The sequence below is a fragment of the Haloarcula sp. H-GB5 genome, from assembly GCF_054850705.1.
The window spans coordinates 85,203-105,467 of the sequence record NZ_JBTWBG010000001.1; the positions used below are offsets into that span (position 1 = coordinate 85,203).

Genomic DNA, 20,265 nt, shown 5'->3' on the forward strand with positions numbered 1-20,265 from the left:
AGTCGGGAGGGGAAGACGGAAAGACCTGCCGGATCAGTTGTGACGACGGTGACCGAAAGACGCAACAGCCACCCAGACGACCGATATGCCATGGTCTGGACAGTGATGCCGGACTTCGAGGGGTACGACGAGGCCCACGATCAGTTCACCTGGGACTTACCGACGTCGTACAATCCGGCAGTCGATTTTCTGCAAAAACACGACGATCTCGACAGGGTGGCGCTCGAACAGGCGTACCCCGACGGGCGGCGCGAGCAGTACACGTTCCGCGAACTGGACCAGCTATCGGACAGACTCGCCACGGGGCTGGCCGGACTCGGTGTCGAGGCCGGCGACCGCGTCGGCGTTGTCGTGCCACAGAAGCCACAGAACCCGATAACGCACCTGGCGAACTGGAAGCTCGGGGCCGTCTCGGTGCCGTTGACGGTCCTGTTCGGGACGGACGCGCTCCGATATCGGCTGGACGACGCCGGTGTGTCTGTGGCCGTTATCGACCCGGCCGTACGCGACGATATCGATGCAGTCCGGGACGACTGCCCGGCGCTGGAACACGTCGTCGAAATCGAAACCGACGCGCCGGCGGGCGGTGTCCACGCCTTTGAGGACGTGCTCGCCGAGCCGGACAATGCCGATATCGAACCCTACGAGTCCACGCCGGACACCGACACGGCGATACTGTACACGAGCGGGTCGACGGGGCCGCCGAAAGGCGTCCGGCACTCACACGCGCTCTGGCTCGGGCGAGCCGCAGCCGCGTACAACTTCTTCGATCAAGGGCTGGGACCGGACGCGACGGTCTGGACGCCCGCGGACTGGGCCTGGGGCGCGGCGCTCGGCGGGACCCTCTTCGCGACGTGGCACCACGGCGGGACCATCGTCGGCTATCCCGCATCGGGGTTCGAGGCCGACGACGCGTTCGGCCTTCTCTCGGAGTTCGATGTCACTCAGTCGTTCATGCCAGCCACCGCCCTCCGAATGCTGATGGACGTCGAGGACCCGACAGCGGCGCACGCCCTCGCCATCGAGACGTTTGCCGTCGGCGGCGAATCGCTGACGCCCGAAATCGTCGACTGGGTTGCGGAGACGTTCGATTCAGTCACCATCAACGAGTTCTACGGCCAGACGGAACTGAACCTCGTCGTCGCCAACAACTCGAACTGGTTCGACACCCAGCCCGGCAGCATGGGCAAGCCGTTACCGGGGTACGATTTGACGATACTAGACCCCGACGCCGCTGACAGCGGCGTTGCTGAGCCGCTCTCGGCCGGCGAACTCGGTGAGATAGCGCTACGACCCCACGACCGTTCGGTGTTCTTCGACGAGTACTGGAATCTGCCAGAGAAAACCGCAGCCAAGGAGGTCGAGGGCTGGTTCGTCACCGGCGACTTGGCCCGACAGGACGACGACGGCTACGTCTGGTTCAAATCGCGCAAGGACGACGTCATCATCACCAGTGGCTACCGGGTCGGGCCGATGGAGGTCGAAAGCGCGATTCTCGAACACCCCGACGTGGTCCAGGCCGGTGTGATCGGTGTGCCCGATGACACGCGCGGCGAGATCATCAAGGCATACGTCGAAGCCGCTGAAGACGCTCGGGCCCACGAGACGCTCCGTTCGGAGATCCAGTCCGTCGTCAGAGAGAACCTCGCCGAGTACGAATACCCCCGCGAGATCGAGTTCGCCGATGCGTTGCCACAGACGACCAGCGGGAAAATCCGGCGGAAGGAACTGCAGGAGTGGAGCGCCGGCGGGTCACTGTAATCTCCGAGGGTGCCATCGATAACTATCGTTTACCCGAAGTCAGTAGGGTACTCGGATTTTGATGATATCCAGTAAAGAGTAGTCTCACCGTTCAGGGCTATTGGCAGATGAGATTAATATCCACATATAAATCTATATTTAGATTTATATATCGCATATTTCTAACGATACGCCCAAATTACGGTCCTATGAAGTGGTTAGAGGATGCAGAAGCCCATTTACCCTCTTATTTGTGGCATTTCAATTCAAAACTACCGTCTTTTGTGATCGCCCAGCAGGTGATGGGAACACTTTCAGCCGTTTCCCTCTGGTGAGCGGTTACCGCGCTACTTACAGATAGCGTCGATAGTACTTCGCGAAAATGCCTGCAATACAGCTACTCAGGGAAATTAAACGCAGGTATGAATGGAACGGACAGCCAGGATGGCCCGGCGTTCGGACGCGGGTAATCCCGTTTGCCTCCTCCACCCCGCGACCCCACGAGCGACGGGTGTTCGATGGTCCGCTGCTCACTTCCGTGCCTGGCGGAGTGCCATCGTTTAACCACGTGGGCACACCCCTGCAGGTGCGACCACGCGGACCGCCGTCCCCGTGGGACGAGGCTTCCACGTTAGCTTACGGGGTCCACGTCCGTCAGACCGGACGCCCCCGGTGTTCGGTCCCCGCTCAAGACCACAGTGCGGGCGAGGAGGGGGGCCTAGCCCCCCGACCTAGTCCATCTAAAAGTCCACCGCCGCCCCATAAGGGCCTTTCGGATGCGCCCACAGATCGCTGGACGACGCGCCGGTAGACAGACCGGCCTACAGCAGGTCCAGTGCCCGTGCGAACCATGTCCCGCCAACCGGAATGAGTATGCCCGCGAGGACGACACCCCAGCGGTGGTACTCCATCAGCGTCGACTCAGTCAGCCCCAGCACGAGGCTCTCAGGAACGGTGACTGCCCAGAGGAGGCTCAGGGCAACGATGAACACGCCCATGCCGATACTCGCGCCCGCCGCGATACTTGGGTCCGACCGCCCTTCGCGGCCAGCCGCCAACACGATGATGCAGACCAGCGCGAATACCCCGGGCAGTAGCGGGGATAGCGCCCCCGAACTGTAGTACGCCCCAACGGCACTCGCTGTTTCGACGAGCCCGTACGGGACCACGAGTGCAAGGAGATACAGAACGCAGCCGACGATGCCAACAGCCGGAGCGAGCCGCAAATCGTCCATATCGCCGCTCGGTCCGGCGGCGTCTTAACAGCGACGTTCGAGCGAAACGAGGAAATGTCGGCTCGCCGTAGCCGTGGCCATGGGACTGGGTTCCACCGCGAAAAAGATACAGAAGGTTGCCGACATCGCCGAGGACCTCTACAAGAAGGTCAACGAGCTGAAGACGCAGCTCGAGGACTTGCGAAGCACTGTCGACGAGACAAACACCCGCGTCGACGGGATGGAGCAGGAACTGGCCGAACAGCGCGCGCTCATCGAGGCACTCGCCGAAGAACGAGGCGTCGACACAGAGGCGGTCGTGGCCGAGGTCGCCGCTGACACCGATTCTGACACAGCTGAAGCGGTCTCGGAGTAATCACGTGACTGCGGTCCCATGGCGCGGCGGAACCGGTTGGTTTAAACCATAACACCATCATACCATTGTACGTAGGGCGCTTAGCTCAGCTTGGACAGAGTGCTTGGCTTCGGACCAAACCGTCGGGGGTTCAAATCCCTCAGCGCCCGTGACTTTTGTGCGAACGACAGTGAGAACCGAGAAGCGTCGGCTGAGGGATTTGTATCAGGGAGGAGTTCGCTCCGACTGTGGTTCAAATCTCTCAGCTACCGTAGCATCTTGCTGCGAGCGGTTCGTCAGCAGCAAAGGGCCATCTGAGGGAGTCAGTTCTACGCGAATGACTGTGAGATGTCTGTCCTACTTTTCGGGAAGCGAATACGGAAAGAACCAGCACGGAGATTCCAACCACACGTAGCGTCACACAGCTCGTAAAACGTCGGTGTGTCGTGGTCTCCCGTGACGAGATTGCGTCAGCGGTGGCTCAGTCGTCAGCCGGTTCCACAACGCTGTCGAGCCCGGTCATCTCCAGACCGCCGCCGATGGTCCGGTTCGGGTACGGCATGTTGATGTCCTCGGCATCGAAGCGCTGTTTGACTGCTTTGACGTATTCGGCGCGGGTCTTGACGAAGTCGGACCGACTCGGGTCCTTGATCCAGATACGGGACTGCAGTCCGACAGAGGAGTCACCGAGTTCAACGAGGCGAACAGATGGCTCGGGGTCGTCCATTATCTCTGGGTGTGCCCTAGCCTCGTCGAGAATGATTTCAGTCGCTTCGTCGATGTCGTCGTCGTAGTCGATGCCGAACACGAACTTCAAGCGGAGTTGCTCCTTGGCGACAGGGTTCTTGATGACGCCATCAGTTAGATTCGAATTCGGCACGGTCAGCAGTTCGTTGTCGAAGGTCCGGACGCGGGTAACACGGAGGCTAATGTCCTCAACGACGCCGGAGTTGCCGTCCCACTCGATCCAGTCGCCGATCCGGAACGGTTTGTCGGTGTAGATGAACACGCCGGCGACAAAGTTCGAGATGACGTCCTGCATCGCGAAGCCGATGGCCAGCGTCGCCGCCGCGGCGATGGTCGCCAGCGACTGCAGGAAGTTCCCGTACTCGGCCATCCCGAAGGCGACGGAGATGGCGACGAACACGATACCGATGCTGACGACCTTCTTCAGCGGTCGCCGAGCGTGGGTATCGAGGTCGCGCGACTTGAGCGAGCGGTCGACGATGGGCAGGACAATCGCCTTCCCCAGGATGTAGACGAGGACGAAGACGACGACGAAAACCACCGCTGAGGCGATGGAGCCGGCGGCTGGGACGCCGAGCCCGGCGAGCAGGTCCGCGAGGGGCTGGACCTGCATCATTTCTCGAACACCGCGGTGTGGCCCCGGACCTGAATCACGTCAGCATTGACCATCTCAGCCAGGTCGTCGGCGAGTTCCTCGGCCGTCGTGCCGCCCCGTGACGACCGGAGGAACTTCACCTTCACGAGGTCCGTGTTCTCCAGCTGGTCGTCGAGTTCGTCTGCGACGGATTCGATGCCGTGTTTGCCGACGCGAAGCGTCGCGTCGAGGTCGTGTATCCGCGACTGTCGAGAAGAATCACTCATGTACACCGTTTAGCGAGGACAGCCCCTTAAAACCAGTAGTCGTAAAGAATCCTCAGTCGTACGGGTAGCGGGACTGTGACCCACAGTCGCACGTGATGACGACGTGGCCGGACTGCGTTCGGGACCGGGCATTGTGGCCGTGCAGGAGGTACGTGTCGCAGGCATCACACGTCGACCGCTCGAACGACCGTGGCAACCGCAGGCGGTGGCGTTCAGCGACGCGCCGAGCGCGACGGACGTACGACCGAGCGCGTTCCTCGTTGCCGGCCTGAACGGCCTCGCGAGCGAGCGACTGGAGGCGCTCGATCCGCTCACGGGCGATGGTCGCCTCGTCCGTCATTGGCGGTACTGTGTCGGCGTCGGGAAAATGCCTTCCGAACGAGCTAGCAGATGTGAGGTCATAGTTTGGAAACTTTGTGAACAGCCAGAAAGTCCCACCCTGTAGTTGTTTGACCAGCGGAAAAGGGTCGTGGACCACTCTGCGTATCAGGTCCGTTTTTTGGGTGAAGTCGATAGGATTTTCGTCCCCGCCGGAGTTGCCCAGGACGTGCGCGTCCTGAATTATCTCGAACTAGCCGACCGCCTCGATCGGTCGGGCATCGGCACCGCCGTGGACCACCAGCGGGCGGCACTGTCCGAGACCGACATCGAGGTGGAGACGACGCCCTGGCAGGAGGGCCATCCGGCGTGGGCGCTGGGTGGCAATATCGCGTTCAACGATCCGATGTTCCGAGAGTTCGACATCGCTCACTGCAACATGATCGGACCCGGCTCCGTCGCCGTGGCCCGGTACGCGGCGCAGGCAGACATCCCGCTCGTTCTCCACGCCCACGTCACCCGCGAGGACTTCCGGGACAGTTTCCGCGGATCGAACCTGATCGCGCCGGCGCTGGGGCGCTACCTCCGGTGGTTCTACTCACAGGCTGACCTCGTGCTCTGTCCCTCCGAGTACACGAAGGATATCCTCGAATCCTACCCCGTCGATGCGCCGATACGGCCGATGACAAACGGCGTCGACATCGACGCGCTGGCGGGCCACGAGGACCTGCGCGAGGACTACCGGCGGCGCTACGATCTGGACGGGATGGTCGTCTTCGCCGTCGGCAACGTCTTCGAGCGCAAGGGGCTGACGACGTTCTGTGAACTCGCACAGGAGACGGAACACGACTTCGCGTGGTTCGGCCCCTACGACGCCGGGCCGCAGGCCTCCAAGACTGTCTCCCGGTGGGTGAACGACCCGCCAGAGAACGTGACCTTTACCGGCTGGATCGAGGATATCCGCGGTGCGTTCGGGGCCGGCGACGTGTACCTGTTCCCGACGAAGGCCGAGAATCAGGGCATCGCCGTACTGGAGGCGATGGCCTGCGGGAAGGCGGTCGTCCTCTCGGACATTCCAGTGTTCCGAGAGTACTACGAAGACGGTCACGACTGCCTCATTTGCGCGGACGAGGCGGAGTTCCGCGAGGCGCTGGAGCGACTCGCCGAGAACCCCGAGCTGCGGGAGCGGCTTGGTGAGAACGCCAAGGAGACGGCCAGAGAACACAGCTTAGACCGGGTCGGCCGTCGGCTGGTCGAGACGTACGAAGAACTGGCCTGAGCGGCGTTTGAAGCGAACAGTTGCTATGCCGAGACCGGTTCGCTGTCGACAGACGCTGACGGCGAGCGACGCCAGACGACCGCGACCAGTGCCGCGCCGACCAGCACCAGAGCACCGGCGACACCGAACGCGAGCAGGAAGTCGTAGCCCCCGAGCCAGCCGCCGAGTATCGACCCGACGCCGCTCGCCAGCCCGGAGATAGCGGTGTACAACCCGAGCGCCTCGCCGCGAATCGCTGACGGCGCGAGTTGGGTGACGACGCTGGCCGCGGTGACGGCGATGACGGCCCAGGCGACGCCGATGAGGGCGAACACGACACCGTTGACGGCTGTGCCGACGAGTGTGGCCGGGAGGAGCAGGCCCACAGCGGCAACAGCTGGATGGAGCGCTGCACGGGCCAGCAGGCTTCCGACCTGAAGCCCGCTCGGGCTGTAGCGTTCGGCAAGTTCACCAGCGCGGCCGTACCACAGCGCCGAGCCGACGCTGGAGACGAGATACAGCGCGAAGACGATCCCCGACTCGTAGCCAAGCGTCCGCGAGAGATACAGCGGCAACGGCCCCCAGAACACGCCGAAGCCGACGAAGAAAGCGATGACAGCGCCGAAGTAGATCGTCAGCGACGGGGAGAACCGGGCCGCGACTTCTCGGGGATGTATCGACCGCGTGAGCCAGTACAGCCGGCCCGGACCGCCCGGGAACGTCGCGCTCCGGACCGGCAGCCGACGCGACCGGGCGATAGCCCGCACCATCCGACTGCCTCGTGGACGGTCAAGTTCTTCGGGATCGGACGGCAGCCACTTCGCCGCGAGAAACGCCGACAGGCCGACGGCGGCCGCACATACCCACAGTAGCGACTGTTGGGCGGCAATCTCTCCAAGTGGTCTAGAGAGCAATGCCGTCCACACGAGGCCAAGGACTAACCCACCAGCCCAGCCCCAGCCCTGGTAGCGGTTCAGGATGGCGAACCGCGCCGGCCAGTCCCGCTCGACGGTTCCGGCGGTGACAAGCAGCGTCAGCACCGGGGCGGCAGCGCCCGCCGCGAACCACAGGAGACCGTTGCCGACGATGACCAGCCACGGCTCCGCCGTGAGCGAGACCACCACCAGCGCGAGAGTCGCCAATCCCAGTGCGAGCAGGACGAGCGACCGACGCTTCCCCCGTTTGTCGGCGACGCGGCCGAAAACCAGTGCCCCCGGCGCACCCGCGGCGGCGGCCACACCGGCGAGAACGCCCAGCATGAACGTCTCGCCGCCGATAGCGACGAAATACAGCGGCACGAGCAGTGAGCCCGCACCCAGCGCGACCGATGCGAGTGCCCAAGCGTACAGCCAGCCGTCCCGATCCATTGTCCACAATCCACAACGGTCCCTGAAAAGAACTCTGGCACCTGTTAGGGTATGACAACTTTCTGATTGATGGCTTGCCAATGGCAACGGTTTAAGCCCTGGTCCTGCTACGCCGCGGCGATGACACTGCCGCACGTCGCGACGTTCACCGACACGTACTTGCCGACCGTCAATGGGGTGACCTATACGGTCCAGACGTGGCGGGACCGCTGGCGCGACCGCGGCGGTCGCATGGGTGTGGTCTATCCGAACAGCGACCATTCCCCGTCCGAGAACGAGTATCCGGTCCGGAGCCTTCCCTTTCCGTTCTACGAGGGGTTTCGACTCGGGATGCCACAGATACCGAAGGGCGTCCGCGATGCCGAACTGGTCCACGCCCACACGCCGTTTAGCCTCGGGATGGCGGGCCAGCGACTCGCAGGAAAGCTCGATATCCCGTTCGTCGCGTCGTATCACACGCCCACGAGCGAGTACGCCGAGTACGTCTCCTTCAACGGCGCTGTCGAGTCAGCGGTCCGCTCCAGCGCCGAGAGCTACGAACGCTGGTTCCTAGGCCGTGCCGACACCGTTATCGCGCCAAGCGAGCGCGCAGCGACCCATCTCCGGGAGTCTATCGGCCTCGATACACCAGTGACAGTCGTCCCGAACGGCGTCGATACGACCGTGTTCGAACCGGTCGACACGACCGACTTCCGGGACCGCCACGACCTCCCTGACGGCCCTATCGTCGGCTACACCGGCCGCCATGGCTACGAGAAGTGCCTCGAAGACATCATCACCGCCTGCGAGGGGCTGGACGTGACTGTCGTGTTCGCCGGTGACGGTCCGGCCCGTGAATCGCTCGAAGCGACAGCCGAACACAGCGACGTCGACGTGCGGTTCCTCGGCTTTCTGGACCGTGTAGAACTCCCCGAACTGTACTCGACGCTTGACGTGTTTGCGTTCCCCAGCCCCGTCGAAACGCAGGGTCTCGTCGCGCTGGAGGCCAACTGCTGTGGAACGCCCGTCGCCGGTGTCGACGCCGGCGCACTCAGCGACACCATCGAGGACGGCGAAACCGGCTACTCCTACGACGAAGGCGACATTGACGGCTTCCGCCGGGCTATCGAGCGTGTCCTCGACGAACAGGCGCAGCTTCGGGAGCGCTGTCTTGCCCGGCGGGAGGGTATCAGCGTCGACCACGCCATCGACAAGCTGGCCGACGTGTACGACAACGTGCTGTAGCCGTCATCCGCGCGGCCTCTGATTCGCACGACTCAGGCCCGCGAGTGCGACCAGCCGATACCGAACGCGAGCCCGTTGAGTGTTCCAAGAAGTATCCCGAGATAGAAATCCCCCAGTGACACGGCCAGTATCAGGCCGGCCCCGATTCCCAGCGCCAGCCCCTTTAGCACCGTCGGCCAGTGGAGCCAGCTGAGTCGTCCTTCGGCATCGTCGCTCATACGCTCTCTCGGGCCGCGGGCGAGTAAACTGTACCCATTCGTCACGGCTGCTCGTACTGGTCGAGGGCAGACTGTCGCTCCGCCAGCGCAGCGATGCGGTCGTCGACATCTGGATGGGACCCGGGCAGCAGCCGCTCGGTGACGCTCTGCCAGCGGCGAGCGAGCCGTTCGGCCCGCCCTTCCGGCGGGGTTTGCTCGTCGGGCGAAATGGCGTGTGGAACCACACAGAGTTCTCGGACGCCGGTCTCGGCGGTTCGGATGTCCCTGTCCGGGCGCTGGTCGTCTGTCAGCGTCTCCAGTGCACTGGCGAGTGCTGCCGGGGAACCACAGATGGCGACGCCGCCGGCGTCGGCGGCGTACTCCCGGATTCTGGACAGCAGCCGGTAACAGGCCGTGCTGGCGAGATACAGCGCGGCCGTGACCGGCATCGCAATGACAGCAAAGAGCAGCATCACGATTTGAATGTTCCCGCCAGCGAACCACGTCCCGTCCCGGTCGTCACCGCCGAGGAACCAGTGACAAAGCCCCGAGTACTGCACTGTCTTCCCGAGCGTGCGAGTAAACAGCGCGCTGACGGTCGGAAGAAATGCGGCCGCAGTCATGACGAACGCGTCGCCGTTCTTGAGATGAGCCAGTTCGTGGGCGATGACAGCGTCGAGTTCCCGGTCGTCGAGTCGGTCCACGAGCGCCGTAGTCACGAACAGCGTCTGCTCGCCGGGCCGACTAGCGACATAGCTGTTCGGCGACTCCGCATCGATAACTGTCACGTCCGGTGTCGCCATGTCCGCCGTCTGTGCCAGCCGAGCCACCCGCTCTCGGAGGCGGTCGGCGGTTTCGCTGCGCCGTATTTGCGCCCGCATCTCATCGACGGACCCGGGGTCGGACACCGGGGATTCGGTTGCGCTCGTCCCAGCATCTCGGAGCGTCATCCGGTAGCCGTAGATGGACTGGACGGCGAGGACGAGTGGTGTCCCGACGAGAAGGACCGGCCACAGTGCGACGATATCGAATCCCATCGTCCAGAACAGCGTCCCGGTGTCGTACCCGACAAGCGGCAGGAGGCCGAACGCGACGTGGCCGAGCACGTACGCGACGGCGACAGCGACGGCGTCGAAGGCAACGAGCACCACTACGAGCGCGACGAGACGCGCGCGGAGGGGCCACGTCGTGGATTGGAGGGCCGCCATGACCGATTATTCGGTGGAACGAACAAAAAGCGTACGGGGCCTGCCCTCAGGCCAGCGCGCTGCCGGCCCGGATAATTTCCCGCTCGCCGAACGCCGGTCCGACCAACTGGAGCCCGACGGGCAGGCCGTCGTCGGTTTCGCCGGCGGGGACGGAGATCGCCGGGAGGTTCGCGAGGTTCACCGGCGTCGTGTTGGCGTCGGCCAGATACATCGTGAGCGGGTCGTCGAGGCTCTCGCCGCGTTTCATCGGCGGCACTGGCATCGTCGGGGAGGCGAGTACGTCAGCGTCGTCAAGCGCCTCGTCGAAGTCCTGCTTGACCCAGGCGCGGGCGTCCTGTGCCTTCTTGTAGTACTTGTCGTGGTAGCCCGCCGAGAGGGCGTACGTCCCGAGGAGCACTCGGCGCTTGACTTCCTCGCCGAAGCCCTCCTCGCGGGCGTTCGCGAAGGACTCGTTCCAGTTGCCGTCGTAGCCGCCCGATTGCCCATAACGGACGCCGTCGAACCGCGCGAGGTTCGAGGACGCCTCGGACATCGCGATGACGTAGTACGCCTCGACGGCGTGCTCGACTGAAGGGAGGTCGACCTCGTGATAGCTCGCGCCTTGAGCTTCGAGATCGTCCATGGCATCCCAGAACGTCTCGACGACCGCCTCGTCAGCCCCGTCGAGCAGTTCCGTCGGAACGCCGATAGAGAGTCCGTCGACGTCCCCGTCGGCGGCCGCTGCGTAGGAGCCGTCGGCCTCGGGCGCTTCCTGCGTCGTCGCGTCGTGTTCGTCCGGCCCGGCGATGACATCTAGCAGCTCCGCAGCGCCTTCGACGGATGGCGCAATTGGACCGATCTGTTCGAGGCTGTTGGCGTAGGCGACGAGGCCGTACCGGGAGACCAGCCCGTAGGTCGGTTTGATGCCGACGACGCCACAGAAAGCGGCCGGACAGCGGATAGAGCCGCCAGTGTCGCTTCCGAGTGCGAGGTCGGCGTCGCCAGCGGCGACGACAGCAGCCGACCCGCCGGAGGAGCCGCCCGGCACGCGACCTTCGGCAACGGGGTTCTCGACGGCCCCGAACGCCGACGTTTCGGTGGTCGTCCCCATCCCGAACTCGTCCATGTTCGTCTTGCCGGGGATGGTCGCGCCAGCGTCTTTCAGCCGTTCGACGACTGTCGCGTCGTACGGCGGCACGTAGTCTTCAAGCATCGCCGAGCCACAGGTCGTCCTGACGCCTTCGGTGGAGATGTTGTCCTTGACCGCGACAGTCTTGTCCGCCAGCGGGCCGTCGTCCGCACCCTCGATGGTCTCGTCGGTGACGTAGCCGTTGTACTCCGTCATCTACGACACCTTCGGCCCTTTGAACTGCCCTTCTTCGGTGTCGCTGGCGTTCTGGAGTGCCTCCTCTTGCGAGAGGCTTTCACGTGTCTCGTCGGGGCGCATCACGTTCGAGAGATCGGCCTCCCGTTCTGTCTCTGGGACGTCGTCGAGCGCTTCGAACGCATCGAGGATGTCGACAAATTGCTCAGTGAACCGCTCGATCTCGTCGTCTGCGAGGTCGACACGGGCGAGGTCGGCGACATGCCGGACCTCCTCGGGATCGACGGCGGGGTCGCTCATGTCGGGCCGGAGTGCTGGATGCGCGGTAAGCGTTTCGAAACACCGGGCATACTTATAGACCTATTAACAATTAGTGAAGGGAATACACAAGATTTGCCAACTCTTGTTTTCCGTTTCGAAAATTGGACTTCTGAAACAGACAAAAGTTTTAAGTCGCCGTAGATACAACAATTGGTTACAACACGTTTTTCGGGTACGATACCCGGTTGTCCCACCCCCCAACAAATGACCGATACCAGCATCCGCCGATACTCGAACGAGCGCGAAACGGAGACAGAGCAGACGGACGAAGAGGAGTCGGAAACGCTCGTCTGTCCGGAGTGCAGCGGGGCGTTACTCTCCGACAGCGAGCGCGGTGAAACGGTGTGTGAAGACTGTGGGCTGGTGGTCGAGGAGGACGAGATCGACCCCGGTCCCGAGTGGCGCGCGTTCGATTCGAAGGAGAAAGACGAGAAATCACGCGTCGGAGCGCCGACGACGAACATGATGCACGACAAGGGCCTCTCGACCAACATCGGCTGGCAGGACAAGGACGCCTACGGCAACTCCCTGTCCTCGCGCCAGCGAGAGAAGATGCAGCGCCTGCGCACCTGGAACGAGCGGTTCCGCACCCGCGACTCCAAGGAGCGCAACCTCAAGCAGGCGCTGGGCGAGATCGACCGGATGGCCTCCGCGCTCGGACTGCCAGAGAACGTTCGCGAGACGGCTAGCGTCATTTATCGTCGCGCACTTGACGAAGACCTCCTGCCCGGCCGTTCCATCGAGGGTGTCTCGACGGCGTCGCTGTACGCCGCCGCACGGCAGGCCGGCACACCCCGGTCGCTCGACGAGATCGCGGGCGTCTCCCGCGTCGAGAAAGACGAGATCGCCCGCACCTATCGCTACGTTGTCCGCGAACTCAGTCTGGAAATCCAGCCGGCCGACCCCGAGAGCTACGTCCCGCGGTTCGCGTCGGACCTTGACCTCTCCGAGGAGGTCGAACGGCGCGCCCGCCAGCTCCTCCAGAACGCGAAGGAGGAAGGCGTTCACTCCGGAAAGTCGCCGGTCGGCCTCGCTGCGGCCGCCGTCTACGCCGCCTCGCTGCTCACCAACGAGAAGGTGACCCAGAGCGAGGTCAGCGAGGTCGCCAACATCTCCGAGGTCACCATCCGTAACCGCTACCACGAACTGCTGGAAGCCGAAGACAACATCCACCCGTAACTGGTATCGTAACCTAAACGGCCGGCTGTGCCGTTCGGTTGGTATGGAGACGACTCGCCATTTTGTCGCAACTGTCTACGTCGTCAGCGACGGTCGCATCGCGTTGCACGAACACGATAAACTGGATATGTGGCTGCCCGCCGGCGGCCACATCGACCGCGACGAACTGCCTCACGAGGCCGCGCTCCGCGAGACGCGCGAGGAACTTGGCCTCGACGTGGACCTGATCGCTCCACAGCAGAACATCGAGAGCGAGACGGTCCAGTCGATACCCCAACCACAGCATTTCCTGCTCGAAGACATCAACGTCAACGCAGAGGGCGATGTCGGTCACCAGCACATCGACTTCATTTTTTACGGCCGGGCAGAGAGCCGCGACATCACACCGGGACCGGGCGAGCAGCCGGCCGACGACTGGGAATGGTTCTCCGCTGATGACTTACAGGACCGGAGCGACGAACTCCCGGCAGATGTCGTCGAGGTCGGCCAGCGAGCAATCGAATCCGTCCGCGAGGCGTAGCCGGCTCACTCCACGAGTGATTCGACGTACTGCGTGACGTGGTCGTCCATCCGCCGCTTGTAGCCGGCCTGTCGCGCCAGCCGGTCGAGTTCTCGGGCGGCCAGCGAGCCGTATTGGGCGGCCTTCTTGTCCCGATCCGCGATCTCGTCCGGGAGCGACTCCCGGGCTGCCGCCCGGAGCGCGACTTTCCGCGTCTCGCCGTCGACGAGCAAGTCGCCATCTAACCGGAGCGCGGCACCGATAACGCGGTCGTGTAACAGCGGCGTTACCGGCTCGACACCGGCGGCCCGCAAGGCGAGCACGTCCCGCTCCAGCTGGTCGGGGAGGGAGGCGATGACCTCCTGCTGTGCCCCACGGACGGTGTCGGCCTCGACACGCGGGTCCTCGGGAGCCTTGGCGACTTTCGCGTAGCCGCCGAACAGCTCGTCGGCTCCCTGGCCGAGCGCAAGTCGGTCGAAACCGTCTGCGGCGACCCGCTCGGCGACGAGGTACAGCGGGAGCGCTATCTGTACGTCCATCGCGTTCGTGCGTGCGGTGGCGCGAGCGATCTCAGGGACGGCCCGCTCGATGGCGTCGTGGGTGAGTTCGACCACGCGGACCTCGGTTCCCAGCAGGTCGGCGGCCGACCGCGCCGCCTCGACATCGTGGCTGTCCGGGAACCCGGCAACGTACAGCGGCGCGTCAAGTCTGGCCGCCAGCAGCGCCGAGTCCACGCCGCCGGAGAACGCAATTGCGAGGGAAGCAGTGTCGACGGCGTCGATGCTCGTTTCGACAGCAGTGCGGACCCGCTCGATTGCCGTTTCACGGGTATCGAACGGATTCGGCGACGGGAGCGCAAAGCGGCGTCTGCGCCCCGCCTCGTCGCGAACATATCCGGCAGGGAACGACCGCGGGTCGACCAGCGCCGTCGGGTCGTGGCTCCACTGCCCGGGGTCGAGTCGCGCCTCGTCAGAGACCGCACGCTCCACGAACAGCGGGTATCGCCCGAGAACGTCCCGGACGAGCGTCCCGTCCAGTTCGCCCGCGTACCCACTAGTACCAGAGAGCGCGTCGCCGCTTGCGAGGGCGTCGGCGACGGTGTCCGCATCGGCTCCCTGCATCACTGTAGGAGCTCCACGATGCCGTTCTTGACCCGTCGCTTCGCCCCGCCAGCGGCCTGCCGGAAGCTGATGCGCCACGGCGTCCGCTTGCCCTCGACGGTCGTCTTGCCCTCACGGATGGCGTCGAGAATCGCTTCGACTGTCCGCTCGTCCGTGCCGACGTTGGTGATCGCTTGCCCGACCATCTCCGCGATGTGGGCGTCGCTGCCGGCAGTCATCGGCAGCCCCCGCCGTCGCGCGAACCGCTCGGCCTGCCGGTTCGACCGTCCGGTCAGCAGCCGCGAGTTGTACACTTCGATGGCGTCGGCGGTGGCGAGTTCGTCTTTCGAGATGTGTTCTAACACGCCGTGGCGGGACTCTTGGAACGGATGGGGAACGACCGCGAGCCCGCCCTGGTCGCGGATGCGGTCGAGCGTCTCGTCGAACGGAAGGTGTGGCGGAATCGCCTCCTGAATCCCCAGGGCGAGGACGTGTCCGGCGGCACACGTGACCTCCATCCCGGGAATCCCGACGAGACCGTACTCCGGGGCGAGTTCGGCTGCCCGGAGGCTGGCATCGATTTCGTCGTGGTCAGTCACGGCCAGCGCGTCAAGTCCGACCGCGCTGGCTTGCTCTAAGAGGAGCTCGACCGGGTCCCGGCCGTCGTACGACAGCGACGAATGCGCGTGTAGCTCAACCGACTGCACAGGTGTCGATAACGGGGGGCAGGGCAAAAACGCCCCGGTCCGCCCCAGTGCTCACAGAGAACAAACCGGCCGCCGTGTCCATGGCGGCCGAATGCCCGAAGGAACGCCCATCTGTCCCACGAGACTGAGCGTGCGTTTCCCGACGATACGACCGTCAATCGACGGTCGCATATAGCAATTACCGGCACGCAGGAATGAGTCGTCCCCCTCAGCTTGATGGGGATTAAAATGGGGTTGGACGCTGGCGGTTCAGTCAGCCGAGCTCCCGCCTGCTATCGAGTTCTCGCCGGTGTCGAGCGGCGGCCCGTGGACCTCGGCGTCCTCCAGATAGCACTGCGGGTCCGGGGCGAACAGGTCGTCTTCGACAGTAAGTGCCCGGAGCCGAGAGGCCCCGCGACAGACCTCTGCGTAGCGGCAGTCAGCGCATTTGCCCGTGAGATGCTCTTCGCGGTTGCGTAGCGCCGAAAGCAGCGGGTTCGACTCGTCCTCCCAGATGGCACCGAACGAGCGGTCGCGGACGTTCCCCAGCGAGTACCCCTGCCAGAACTGCGTGAGGTGGACGTTGCCCTGGTAGTCCACATCGGCGACGCGTTCGCCGGTCGGGTCCCCGCCGTTGACCCGCAGGTACTCGTACACTCGCTGGGCCTGTGCGTCGCTCATGTGCTCGCGGGCGTACTCGACGAGGTAGGCCGCGTCGGCGTAATTCCCGACCAGTAGCGTCTCGATCTCCTCTCCGCGGTCGTGGTACTCGCGAGTCATGTCACAGACTCGTTTCACCGCCTGCCGGCGGTCCTCAGGTGTGAGGTCGGCGTCGACAATCTCGGTCCCGCGGCCGCCGTAGTCCAAGTGGTAGAAACAGAAGCGATCCACGCCCGCGTCGGTCAGCAAGTCGACGACACCCTCCAGGTCGGCGGCGTTGCGCTCGGTGATCGTGTACCGGAGGCCGGTCTTCAGTCCCGCATCGAGGCAGTTCTCGATTCCCTGAACCGCGCCCTCGAACGCGCCGTCGACCCCGCGGAAGTCGTCATTTCGCTCCGGCAGGCCGTCGACGGAGACGCCGGCGTATTTCAGTCCGGCATCCTTGAGCGACTGGGCGCGTTCCTCGGTGATGAGCGTCCCGTTGGTCGAAAGCACCGGTCGGACGCCGACCTCGTTCGCATAGGCGACCAGTTCTTCGAGGTCGTTGCGGACGAGCGGCTCGCCGCCGGAGAACAGCACCACCGGCGCGCCGTAGTCAGCTAAGTCTTCGAGCAGTGCCTTCCCCTCGGCCGTCGAGAGCTCTCCATCGGCGATTTCGGTGTCGGCGGCGGCGTAACAGTGGTCACAGTAGAGGTTGCACTGCTTGGTGACGTTCCAGACGACGACCGGCCGCCGTTGCTTCTCATCCCGGATCTGGCGTTTGGTCGACTCGTCTGCCGCGTCGTACCGGAGGCCGTCCCCTTCAGCGTCGAGGTCACAGAGCAGTTTCGAGACCGAGATCATCGGTTCCCACCCCGGAGCGTCTCAGACTCCATCTCGTCGACGCTCATAGTGGCGTCGTCCCCCGTTTTCCCCGTTCCGAGTGTCGCAGCATCCGTCTGGTAGCGGTGCGTCTCGTCGGCGGGACACAACCACAGTGTGACAGCCGTGCGCGCGAACAGCGACGCTGCCTGCTCTCTGGCGATGTCAGCGGACGGCGCACTGACACTGCCGACGTGGGTGAGTGGATCCGCCGTATCCTCACGGACGAACACCTCCCACTCGCGACTCGTTGCGCCGCGCGGGGCGTCTACCTCGTGGTCGAACTCTTCCATATCCCCCTGTTAGACTCCCCAAGAAAAACGGGACTAGCGTGTTCTCAGCAACTGGGAACTACTCAGTTGCCGGCGTTCCCACGCGGTTGCAAGACGTGCCTCGTCATTGGAGAACTGTGAGGGCCAGATAGCACAGCCCGATACCCGGAATGGTGTCATCACGCCAATTTCATGCGGAGTTCGTGTATGACGGAACGTGTGGCCGTCAGTGTTCCAGACAGGTATGCATAAACAGGCAATTCAGACGTTGAGACTGGTTATCTCAATGCATATGGTGTGGGCAGGTCGGGAGGACTCAAAAGATGTCAATCTGGAACTACTGTTCAGGAGGTGTGCATATTTCCGCTCAAAGAGTAAGCACTATTTTCCCGACATTGGTCCGATTTTCCAGTCGCTGGTGGGCCATTGCGGCTTTTTCGAGTGGGATGGTGTTATCGAGCACAGCTTCAAGCGTTCCGTTGGCGAGTTGTTGCAAAATACCATCAGCAGGGTCGAGGACACGGTCGGGGGCTTCTGCGAGCGCACCGCCGTAGTGATAGCCATAGACTTGAAGATTCTTTGTGAGTAGCCCACTGGAATTTAATTGCGTTCCCTCACCACTCGCCACACCGAAGGCGACCAACCGCCCAAACGGGGCGAGTGCCCGTAGACTGTTGTGGTGGACTTCCCCGCCAACGCCATCAAGTACGAGATCAACGCCCTCTCCGTCGGTCAAGGTATCAATCGCTTCGACAAACGGTGTTTCTTCGTAGTTGATGCAATGGTCACAGCCGAGAGCATCAATACGGTCGAGCTTCACGTCAGTGCTTGCTGTACCGAACACGTCTGCACCGGCTTCCCGAGCAAGCTGTACGGCTGCGGTACCGACACCACCAGCTGCTGCATGGATGAGGACTTGGTCATTCTCGTCGAGACCTCCCCACTCAAACAGGCAATTATGTGCAGTAAGGAATTGGATAGGAACTGCCACTGCCTCATGAAGCGAAACCGAATCTGGAACGTGGAATGTATGAACAGGTTTGGCGAGTGCGTACTCGGCATAGCCGCCTGTTCCGCTTGCAACATAGCTAACGACTCTCTCGCCACTGTCGAATGCGTCAACAGCAGATCCGGTGGCATCAACGATTCCAGCAACCTCAAACCCAGGTACATATGGGGGAGCAGGGCCGCTGGGATACGTGCCACGACGGTGCATCACGTCAGCGAAGTTGACCCCCGCGGCTTCGACTTCGATCCGGAGTTCGTTGTGTGATGGAGCTGGTTGTTCGTGGTTTGCCACTTGAAGGACGGTTGGGGGTCCGTACTCACGAACCTCGATAACTCTCATAAACCGTTTGAATGCGGCTTTGATGATTGCAGTTTCGACCTTGCCAACATAGATCGGCGCGATTTGACGAGTCTAATCCGCCCGACGCTGCGAATCAAAGATCTACGAAACCCGCTGTAGTCTCAACTTCCAAGACAACTGGTTCTGTATAGCCCTATCTCATTTATTGTCCGATGGAACATGTGTTCTGCGGACGGCGAGAAGGGACAATTCGGTCGAGATGTACTGCGAAAAAGACCAGTCAACTCGTGCAGCCTACCGAAATGCGGCCTTACGCGTCGTAGCCGGCGTAATCCATCAACTGTTTGAAGATGTCAGTGTCCATCGCCTCTTTGTAGACGACACCGGTGATCATCCCACCGGGGTACGCGGTCCCGTTCATCGCGTGGCTGACCTTGTGACAGTGCGCGAGGTAGATGCCGGGGTCGGCGTCGGCTTCGAACTCGATCGTGTGCCGTCCGGCGGGCGGGATGCTGGTGATGTCCTGATCGTGGCGGGCGGCTTCCGGAATCTTCCCGCCGTCCTTGTGGGTCACCTGGAAGCGGTGGTTGTGGATGTGCATCGGGTGGTCCATGTACCCGTTGTTACACATGTGGATGCGCACCGTATCGCCCTGCTCGACGATGATCGGCGAGCCGTCCTCCGGGTGCAGCGTCCGGGGTGCCGACTTACCGTTGACAGTGAAGGTATCGGGGCGGCGGTTCCGCGGATCGTAGCTAGCATCCATGCCAGCCATCTGGCGGTTGAGCCGGGAATCCCACTCCTTCAGCGTCATGAAGTACTCCTTGTCGGCCGGTTCGTACCCCTTGGGATCGACGCGGAAGATGCCGTACATCCCCATGTCGATGTGGCGGTGGGTCTGGTAGTGGCAGTGGTAGAGATGCGTGCCTGTCACGTTCGCGGGGATAGTGTAGGTGTGTTTCTCGCCGGGATCGATACGGATGCCCGTTGTCGTCGGGACACCGTCGTCTTCCCACTGCTTCTGGACGGCGTGGAAGTGGACCGTGTGCGGGCGCATACCGTCCGTATTGTCGAATGTGACTTCCATGTCCTCGCCCTCGGTCGTCCGCAGGATCGGCCCCGGGACGCTCGGTTCGCCGTCGTCGGCTTTGAACGCCCACACCTTCGGGAGTTCAACGGGGCCGCCCATCGACTCGCCGGGATGGGCCTCGTGTTTGGCTGGGACAGAGGAGAGCGTCACTTCGCCACCCTGCTCGTCGACGTTGACGATCTCAGGCGGCGACGTAGTCGGAAGATCGCTGTCGGATTCCGCTGGGGTTGTGCTGGTGTCGACTGACTCTTCGGTTGGAACCTCACCTGGAGCGGTACAGCCCGCAAGCGCGACCGTGCCACCGAGGCCGGAGGCTTTCACGAAGTCACGACGGGAGATGCCCGATCCGGGTGCGCCGATCTGGTCTTCCATAAGCAATTGAGCGTAATGGCCCACAGTATAAACCCCCAAAGCGAGTTCTCAGGCCAACAGAAGCGTTCTCAGTTGCTGGGAACGAACGAACGGTTACAGATAAGTGCCCCATATATTGCGTGCT

At 63.2% G+C, this 20,265-nt stretch carries 21 protein-coding genes, 1 tRNA gene and 1 other RNA gene; 7 read left to right on the plus strand and 16 right to left on the minus strand.

Features of this window, described 5'->3' with window-relative positions; genetic code table 11:
* Positions 1-90 precede the first annotated feature (90 nt).
* Complete coding sequence (locus ACYJ11_RS00450) at positions 91-1,761, plus strand: acyl-CoA synthetase (RefSeq protein WP_461646349.1); 1,671 nt, start codon at positions 91-93, stop codon at positions 1,759-1,761.
* 408 nt (positions 1,762-2,169) lie between these two features.
* Here the strand turns inward: ACYJ11_RS00450 and ffs are convergent.
* Positions 2,170-2,482: signal recognition particle sRNA (gene ffs, locus ACYJ11_RS00455), an RNA gene on the minus strand.
* 79 nt (positions 2,483-2,561) lie between these two features.
* Entirely contained in the window at positions 2,562-2,975 is a 414-nt protein-coding gene (locus ACYJ11_RS00460) for a DUF7548 family protein (protein WP_188979335.1), read from the minus strand.
* Between the two features lie 79 nt (positions 2,976-3,054).
* Between ACYJ11_RS00460 and ACYJ11_RS00465 the strand changes: the two genes are divergently transcribed.
* Both ACYJ11_RS00465 and ACYJ11_RS00470 read left to right on the plus strand, forming a co-directional pair.
* Positions 3,055-3,330, plus strand: coding sequence for a DUF5798 family protein (locus ACYJ11_RS00465; protein ID WP_005538442.1), 276 nt, complete (start codon positions 3,055-3,057; stop codon positions 3,328-3,330).
* Positions 3,331-3,404: 74 nt separating this feature from the next.
* Positions 3,405-3,479 (plus strand) — tRNA-Arg (locus tag ACYJ11_RS00470).
* Positions 3,480-3,790: 311 nt separating this feature from the next.
* Here ACYJ11_RS00470 and ACYJ11_RS00475 read toward each other — a convergent pair.
* From ACYJ11_RS00475 to ACYJ11_RS00485, 3 genes are read right to left on the minus strand one after another with little or no spacing between them, the layout of a single operon-like run.
* Complete coding sequence (locus ACYJ11_RS00475) at positions 3,791-4,669, minus strand: mechanosensitive ion channel family protein (protein ID WP_461647356.1); 879 nt, start codon at positions 4,667-4,669, stop codon at positions 3,791-3,793.
* Positions 4,669-4,917 carry a YhbY family RNA-binding protein gene (locus ACYJ11_RS00480; protein WP_004591849.1) on the minus strand — a complete coding sequence of 83 codons (249 nt, stop codon included), beginning with the start codon at positions 4,915-4,917 and terminating at the stop codon, positions 4,669-4,671. The genes ACYJ11_RS00475 and ACYJ11_RS00480 overlap by 1 nt, the downstream gene beginning before the upstream one ends.
* A 52-nt stretch (positions 4,918-4,969) precedes the next feature.
* Positions 4,970-5,257, minus strand: coding sequence for a ribonuclease P protein component 4 (locus ACYJ11_RS00485; protein WP_005538431.1), 288 nt, complete (start codon positions 5,255-5,257; stop codon positions 4,970-4,972).
* Positions 5,258-5,464: 207 nt separating this feature from the next.
* Here ACYJ11_RS00485 and ACYJ11_RS00490 point away from each other — a divergent pair, with 207 nt between their 5' ends.
* On the plus strand, positions 5,465-6,514 hold the full coding sequence (locus tag ACYJ11_RS00490; protein WP_461646350.1) for a glycosyltransferase family 4 protein: 1,050 nt from the start codon (positions 5,465-5,467) through the stop codon (positions 6,512-6,514).
* A 23-nt stretch (positions 6,515-6,537) separates the two neighbouring features.
* Here the strand turns inward: ACYJ11_RS00490 and ACYJ11_RS00495 are convergent, their stop codons facing one another.
* The gene (locus ACYJ11_RS00495) at positions 6,538-7,995 is read right to left on the minus strand and encodes an MFS transporter (protein WP_461646351.1); all 1,458 of its coding nucleotides are present in this window, start codon (positions 7,993-7,995) and stop codon (positions 6,538-6,540) included.
* Here ACYJ11_RS00495 and ACYJ11_RS00500 point away from each other — a divergent pair.
* Positions 7,981-9,084 carry a glycosyltransferase gene (locus ACYJ11_RS00500; RefSeq protein WP_461646352.1) on the plus strand — a complete coding sequence of 368 codons (1,104 nt, stop codon included), beginning with the start codon at positions 7,981-7,983 and terminating at the stop codon, positions 9,082-9,084. The genes ACYJ11_RS00495 and ACYJ11_RS00500 overlap by 15 nt on opposite strands.
* A gap of 32 nt (positions 9,085-9,116) precedes the next feature.
* Here the strand turns inward: ACYJ11_RS00500 and ACYJ11_RS00505 are convergent, their stop codons facing one another.
* Genes ACYJ11_RS00505 through gatC form a run of 4 tightly spaced genes read right to left on the minus strand, consistent with a single transcriptional unit; the run spans position 9,117 to position 12,092 of the window.
* Positions 9,117-9,302 (minus strand): hypothetical protein, encoded by a 186-nt coding sequence (locus ACYJ11_RS00505; RefSeq protein ID WP_004516202.1) that lies wholly within the window; start codon positions 9,300-9,302, stop codon positions 9,117-9,119.
* A gap of 41 nt (positions 9,303-9,343) precedes the next feature.
* Complete coding sequence (locus ACYJ11_RS00510; RefSeq protein WP_461646353.1) at positions 9,344-10,489, minus strand: M48 family metallopeptidase; 1,146 nt, start codon at positions 10,487-10,489, stop codon at positions 9,344-9,346.
* A gap of 46 nt (positions 10,490-10,535) precedes the next feature.
* Positions 10,536-11,813: an Asp-tRNA(Asn)/Glu-tRNA(Gln) amidotransferase subunit GatA gene (gatA, locus tag ACYJ11_RS00515; protein WP_461646354.1), complete on the minus strand. Its 1,278-nt coding sequence runs from the start codon at positions 11,811-11,813 to the stop codon at positions 10,536-10,538.
* Positions 11,814-12,092 (minus strand): Asp-tRNA(Asn)/Glu-tRNA(Gln) amidotransferase subunit GatC, encoded by a 279-nt coding sequence (gene gatC, locus ACYJ11_RS00520; protein WP_005538420.1) that lies wholly within the window; start codon positions 12,090-12,092, stop codon positions 11,814-11,816.
* Positions 12,093-12,317: 225 nt separating this feature from the next.
* Here gatC and ACYJ11_RS00525 point away from each other — a divergent pair, with 225 nt between their 5' ends.
* Together ACYJ11_RS00525 and ACYJ11_RS00530 are read left to right on the plus strand one after the other, a co-directional pair.
* Positions 12,318-13,292 (plus strand): transcription initiation factor IIB, encoded by a 975-nt coding sequence (locus ACYJ11_RS00525; protein WP_188979319.1) that lies wholly within the window; start codon positions 12,318-12,320, stop codon positions 13,290-13,292.
* A gap of 43 nt (positions 13,293-13,335) precedes the next feature.
* Positions 13,336-13,812, plus strand: coding sequence for an NUDIX hydrolase (locus ACYJ11_RS00530; RefSeq protein WP_461646355.1), 477 nt, complete (start codon positions 13,336-13,338; stop codon positions 13,810-13,812).
* A gap of 5 nt (positions 13,813-13,817) precedes the next feature.
* Here the strand turns inward: ACYJ11_RS00530 and ACYJ11_RS00535 are convergent, their stop codons facing one another.
* The 6 genes from ACYJ11_RS00535 to ACYJ11_RS00560 all read right to left on the minus strand — a co-directional run bounded on the left by ACYJ11_RS00535 (position 13,818) and on the right by ACYJ11_RS00560 (position 20,141).
* Positions 13,818-14,912, minus strand: a complete 1,095-nt coding sequence (locus ACYJ11_RS00535) for an asparagine synthase C-terminal domain-containing protein (RefSeq protein ID WP_461646356.1) — start codon at positions 14,910-14,912, stop codon at positions 13,818-13,820.
* Entirely contained in the window at positions 14,912-15,598 is a 687-nt protein-coding gene (locus ACYJ11_RS00540) for a PHP domain-containing protein (protein ID WP_461646357.1), read from the minus strand. Before ACYJ11_RS00540 ends, ACYJ11_RS00535 begins: the two co-directional genes overlap by 1 nt.
* 249 nt (positions 15,599-15,847) lie before the next feature.
* Positions 15,848-17,080, minus strand: a complete 1,233-nt coding sequence (locus tag ACYJ11_RS00545) for a TIGR04347 family pseudo-SAM/SPASM protein (RefSeq protein WP_461646358.1) — start codon at positions 17,078-17,080, stop codon at positions 15,848-15,850.
* Positions 17,077-17,391 (minus strand): Htur_1727 family rSAM-partnered candidate RiPP, encoded by a 315-nt coding sequence (locus ACYJ11_RS00550; protein WP_461646359.1) that lies wholly within the window; start codon positions 17,389-17,391, stop codon positions 17,077-17,079. The genes ACYJ11_RS00545 and ACYJ11_RS00550 overlap by 4 nt, the downstream gene beginning before the upstream one ends.
* 346 nt (positions 17,392-17,737) lie before the next feature.
* Positions 17,738-18,718 (minus strand): quinone oxidoreductase family protein, encoded by a 981-nt coding sequence (locus ACYJ11_RS00555; RefSeq protein WP_461646360.1) that lies wholly within the window; start codon positions 18,716-18,718, stop codon positions 17,738-17,740.
* 271 nt (positions 18,719-18,989) lie between these two features.
* Positions 18,990-20,141: a multicopper oxidase domain-containing protein gene (locus ACYJ11_RS00560; RefSeq protein WP_461646361.1), complete on the minus strand. Its 1,152-nt coding sequence runs from the start codon at positions 20,139-20,141 to the stop codon at positions 18,990-18,992.
* Positions 20,142-20,265: the final 124 nt, after the last annotated feature.

Bases quoted from the DNA above. Each gene is read 5' to 3' on its own strand.
- ACYJ11_RS00450 (WP_461646349.1), top strand. From the start codon at position 91: ATGGTCTGGACAGTGATGCCGGACTTCGAGGGGTACGACGAGGCCCAC.
- ACYJ11_RS00460 (WP_188979335.1), bottom strand. From the start codon at position 2,975: ATGGACGATTTGCGGCTCGCTCCGGCTGTTGGCATCGTCGGCTGCGTT.
- ACYJ11_RS00465 (WP_005538442.1), top strand. From the start codon at position 3,055: ATGGGACTGGGTTCCACCGCGAAAAAGATACAGAAGGTTGCCGACATC.
- ACYJ11_RS00475 (WP_461647356.1), bottom strand. From the start codon at position 4,669: ATGCAGGTCCAGCCCCTCGCGGACCTGCTCGCCGGGCTCGGCGTCCCA.
- ACYJ11_RS00480 (WP_004591849.1), bottom strand. From the start codon at position 4,917: ATGAGTGATTCTTCTCGACAGTCGCGGATACACGACCTCGACGCGACG.
- ACYJ11_RS00485 (WP_005538431.1), bottom strand. From the start codon at position 5,257: ATGACGGACGAGGCGACCATCGCCCGTGAGCGGATCGAGCGCCTCCAG.
- ACYJ11_RS00500 (WP_461646352.1), top strand. From the start codon at position 7,981: ATGACACTGCCGCACGTCGCGACGTTCACCGACACGTACTTGCCGACC.
- ACYJ11_RS00505 (WP_004516202.1), bottom strand. From the start codon at position 9,302: ATGAGCGACGATGCCGAAGGACGACTCAGCTGGCTCCACTGGCCGACG.
- ACYJ11_RS00510 (WP_461646353.1), bottom strand. From the start codon at position 10,489: ATGGCGGCCCTCCAATCCACGACGTGGCCCCTCCGCGCGCGTCTCGTC.
- gatA (WP_461646354.1), bottom strand. From the start codon at position 11,813: ATGACGGAGTACAACGGCTACGTCACCGACGAGACCATCGAGGGTGCG.
- gatC (WP_005538420.1), bottom strand. From the start codon at position 12,092: ATGAGCGACCCCGCCGTCGATCCCGAGGAGGTCCGGCATGTCGCCGAC.
- ACYJ11_RS00525 (WP_188979319.1), top strand. From the start codon at position 12,318: ATGACCGATACCAGCATCCGCCGATACTCGAACGAGCGCGAAACGGAG.
- ACYJ11_RS00530 (WP_461646355.1), top strand. From the start codon at position 13,336: ATGGAGACGACTCGCCATTTTGTCGCAACTGTCTACGTCGTCAGCGAC.
- ACYJ11_RS00535 (WP_461646356.1), bottom strand. From the start codon at position 14,912: ATGCAGGGAGCCGATGCGGACACCGTCGCCGACGCCCTCGCAAGCGGC.
- ACYJ11_RS00545 (WP_461646358.1), bottom strand. From the start codon at position 17,080: ATGATCTCGGTCTCGAAACTGCTCTGTGACCTCGACGCTGAAGGGGAC.
- ACYJ11_RS00550 (WP_461646359.1), bottom strand. From the start codon at position 17,391: ATGGAAGAGTTCGACCACGAGGTAGACGCCCCGCGCGGCGCAACGAGT.
- ACYJ11_RS00555 (WP_461646360.1), bottom strand. From the start codon at position 18,718: ATGAGAGTTATCGAGGTTCGTGAGTACGGACCCCCAACCGTCCTTCAA.
- ACYJ11_RS00560 (WP_461646361.1), bottom strand. From the start codon at position 20,141: ATGGAAGACCAGATCGGCGCACCCGGATCGGGCATCTCCCGTCGTGAC.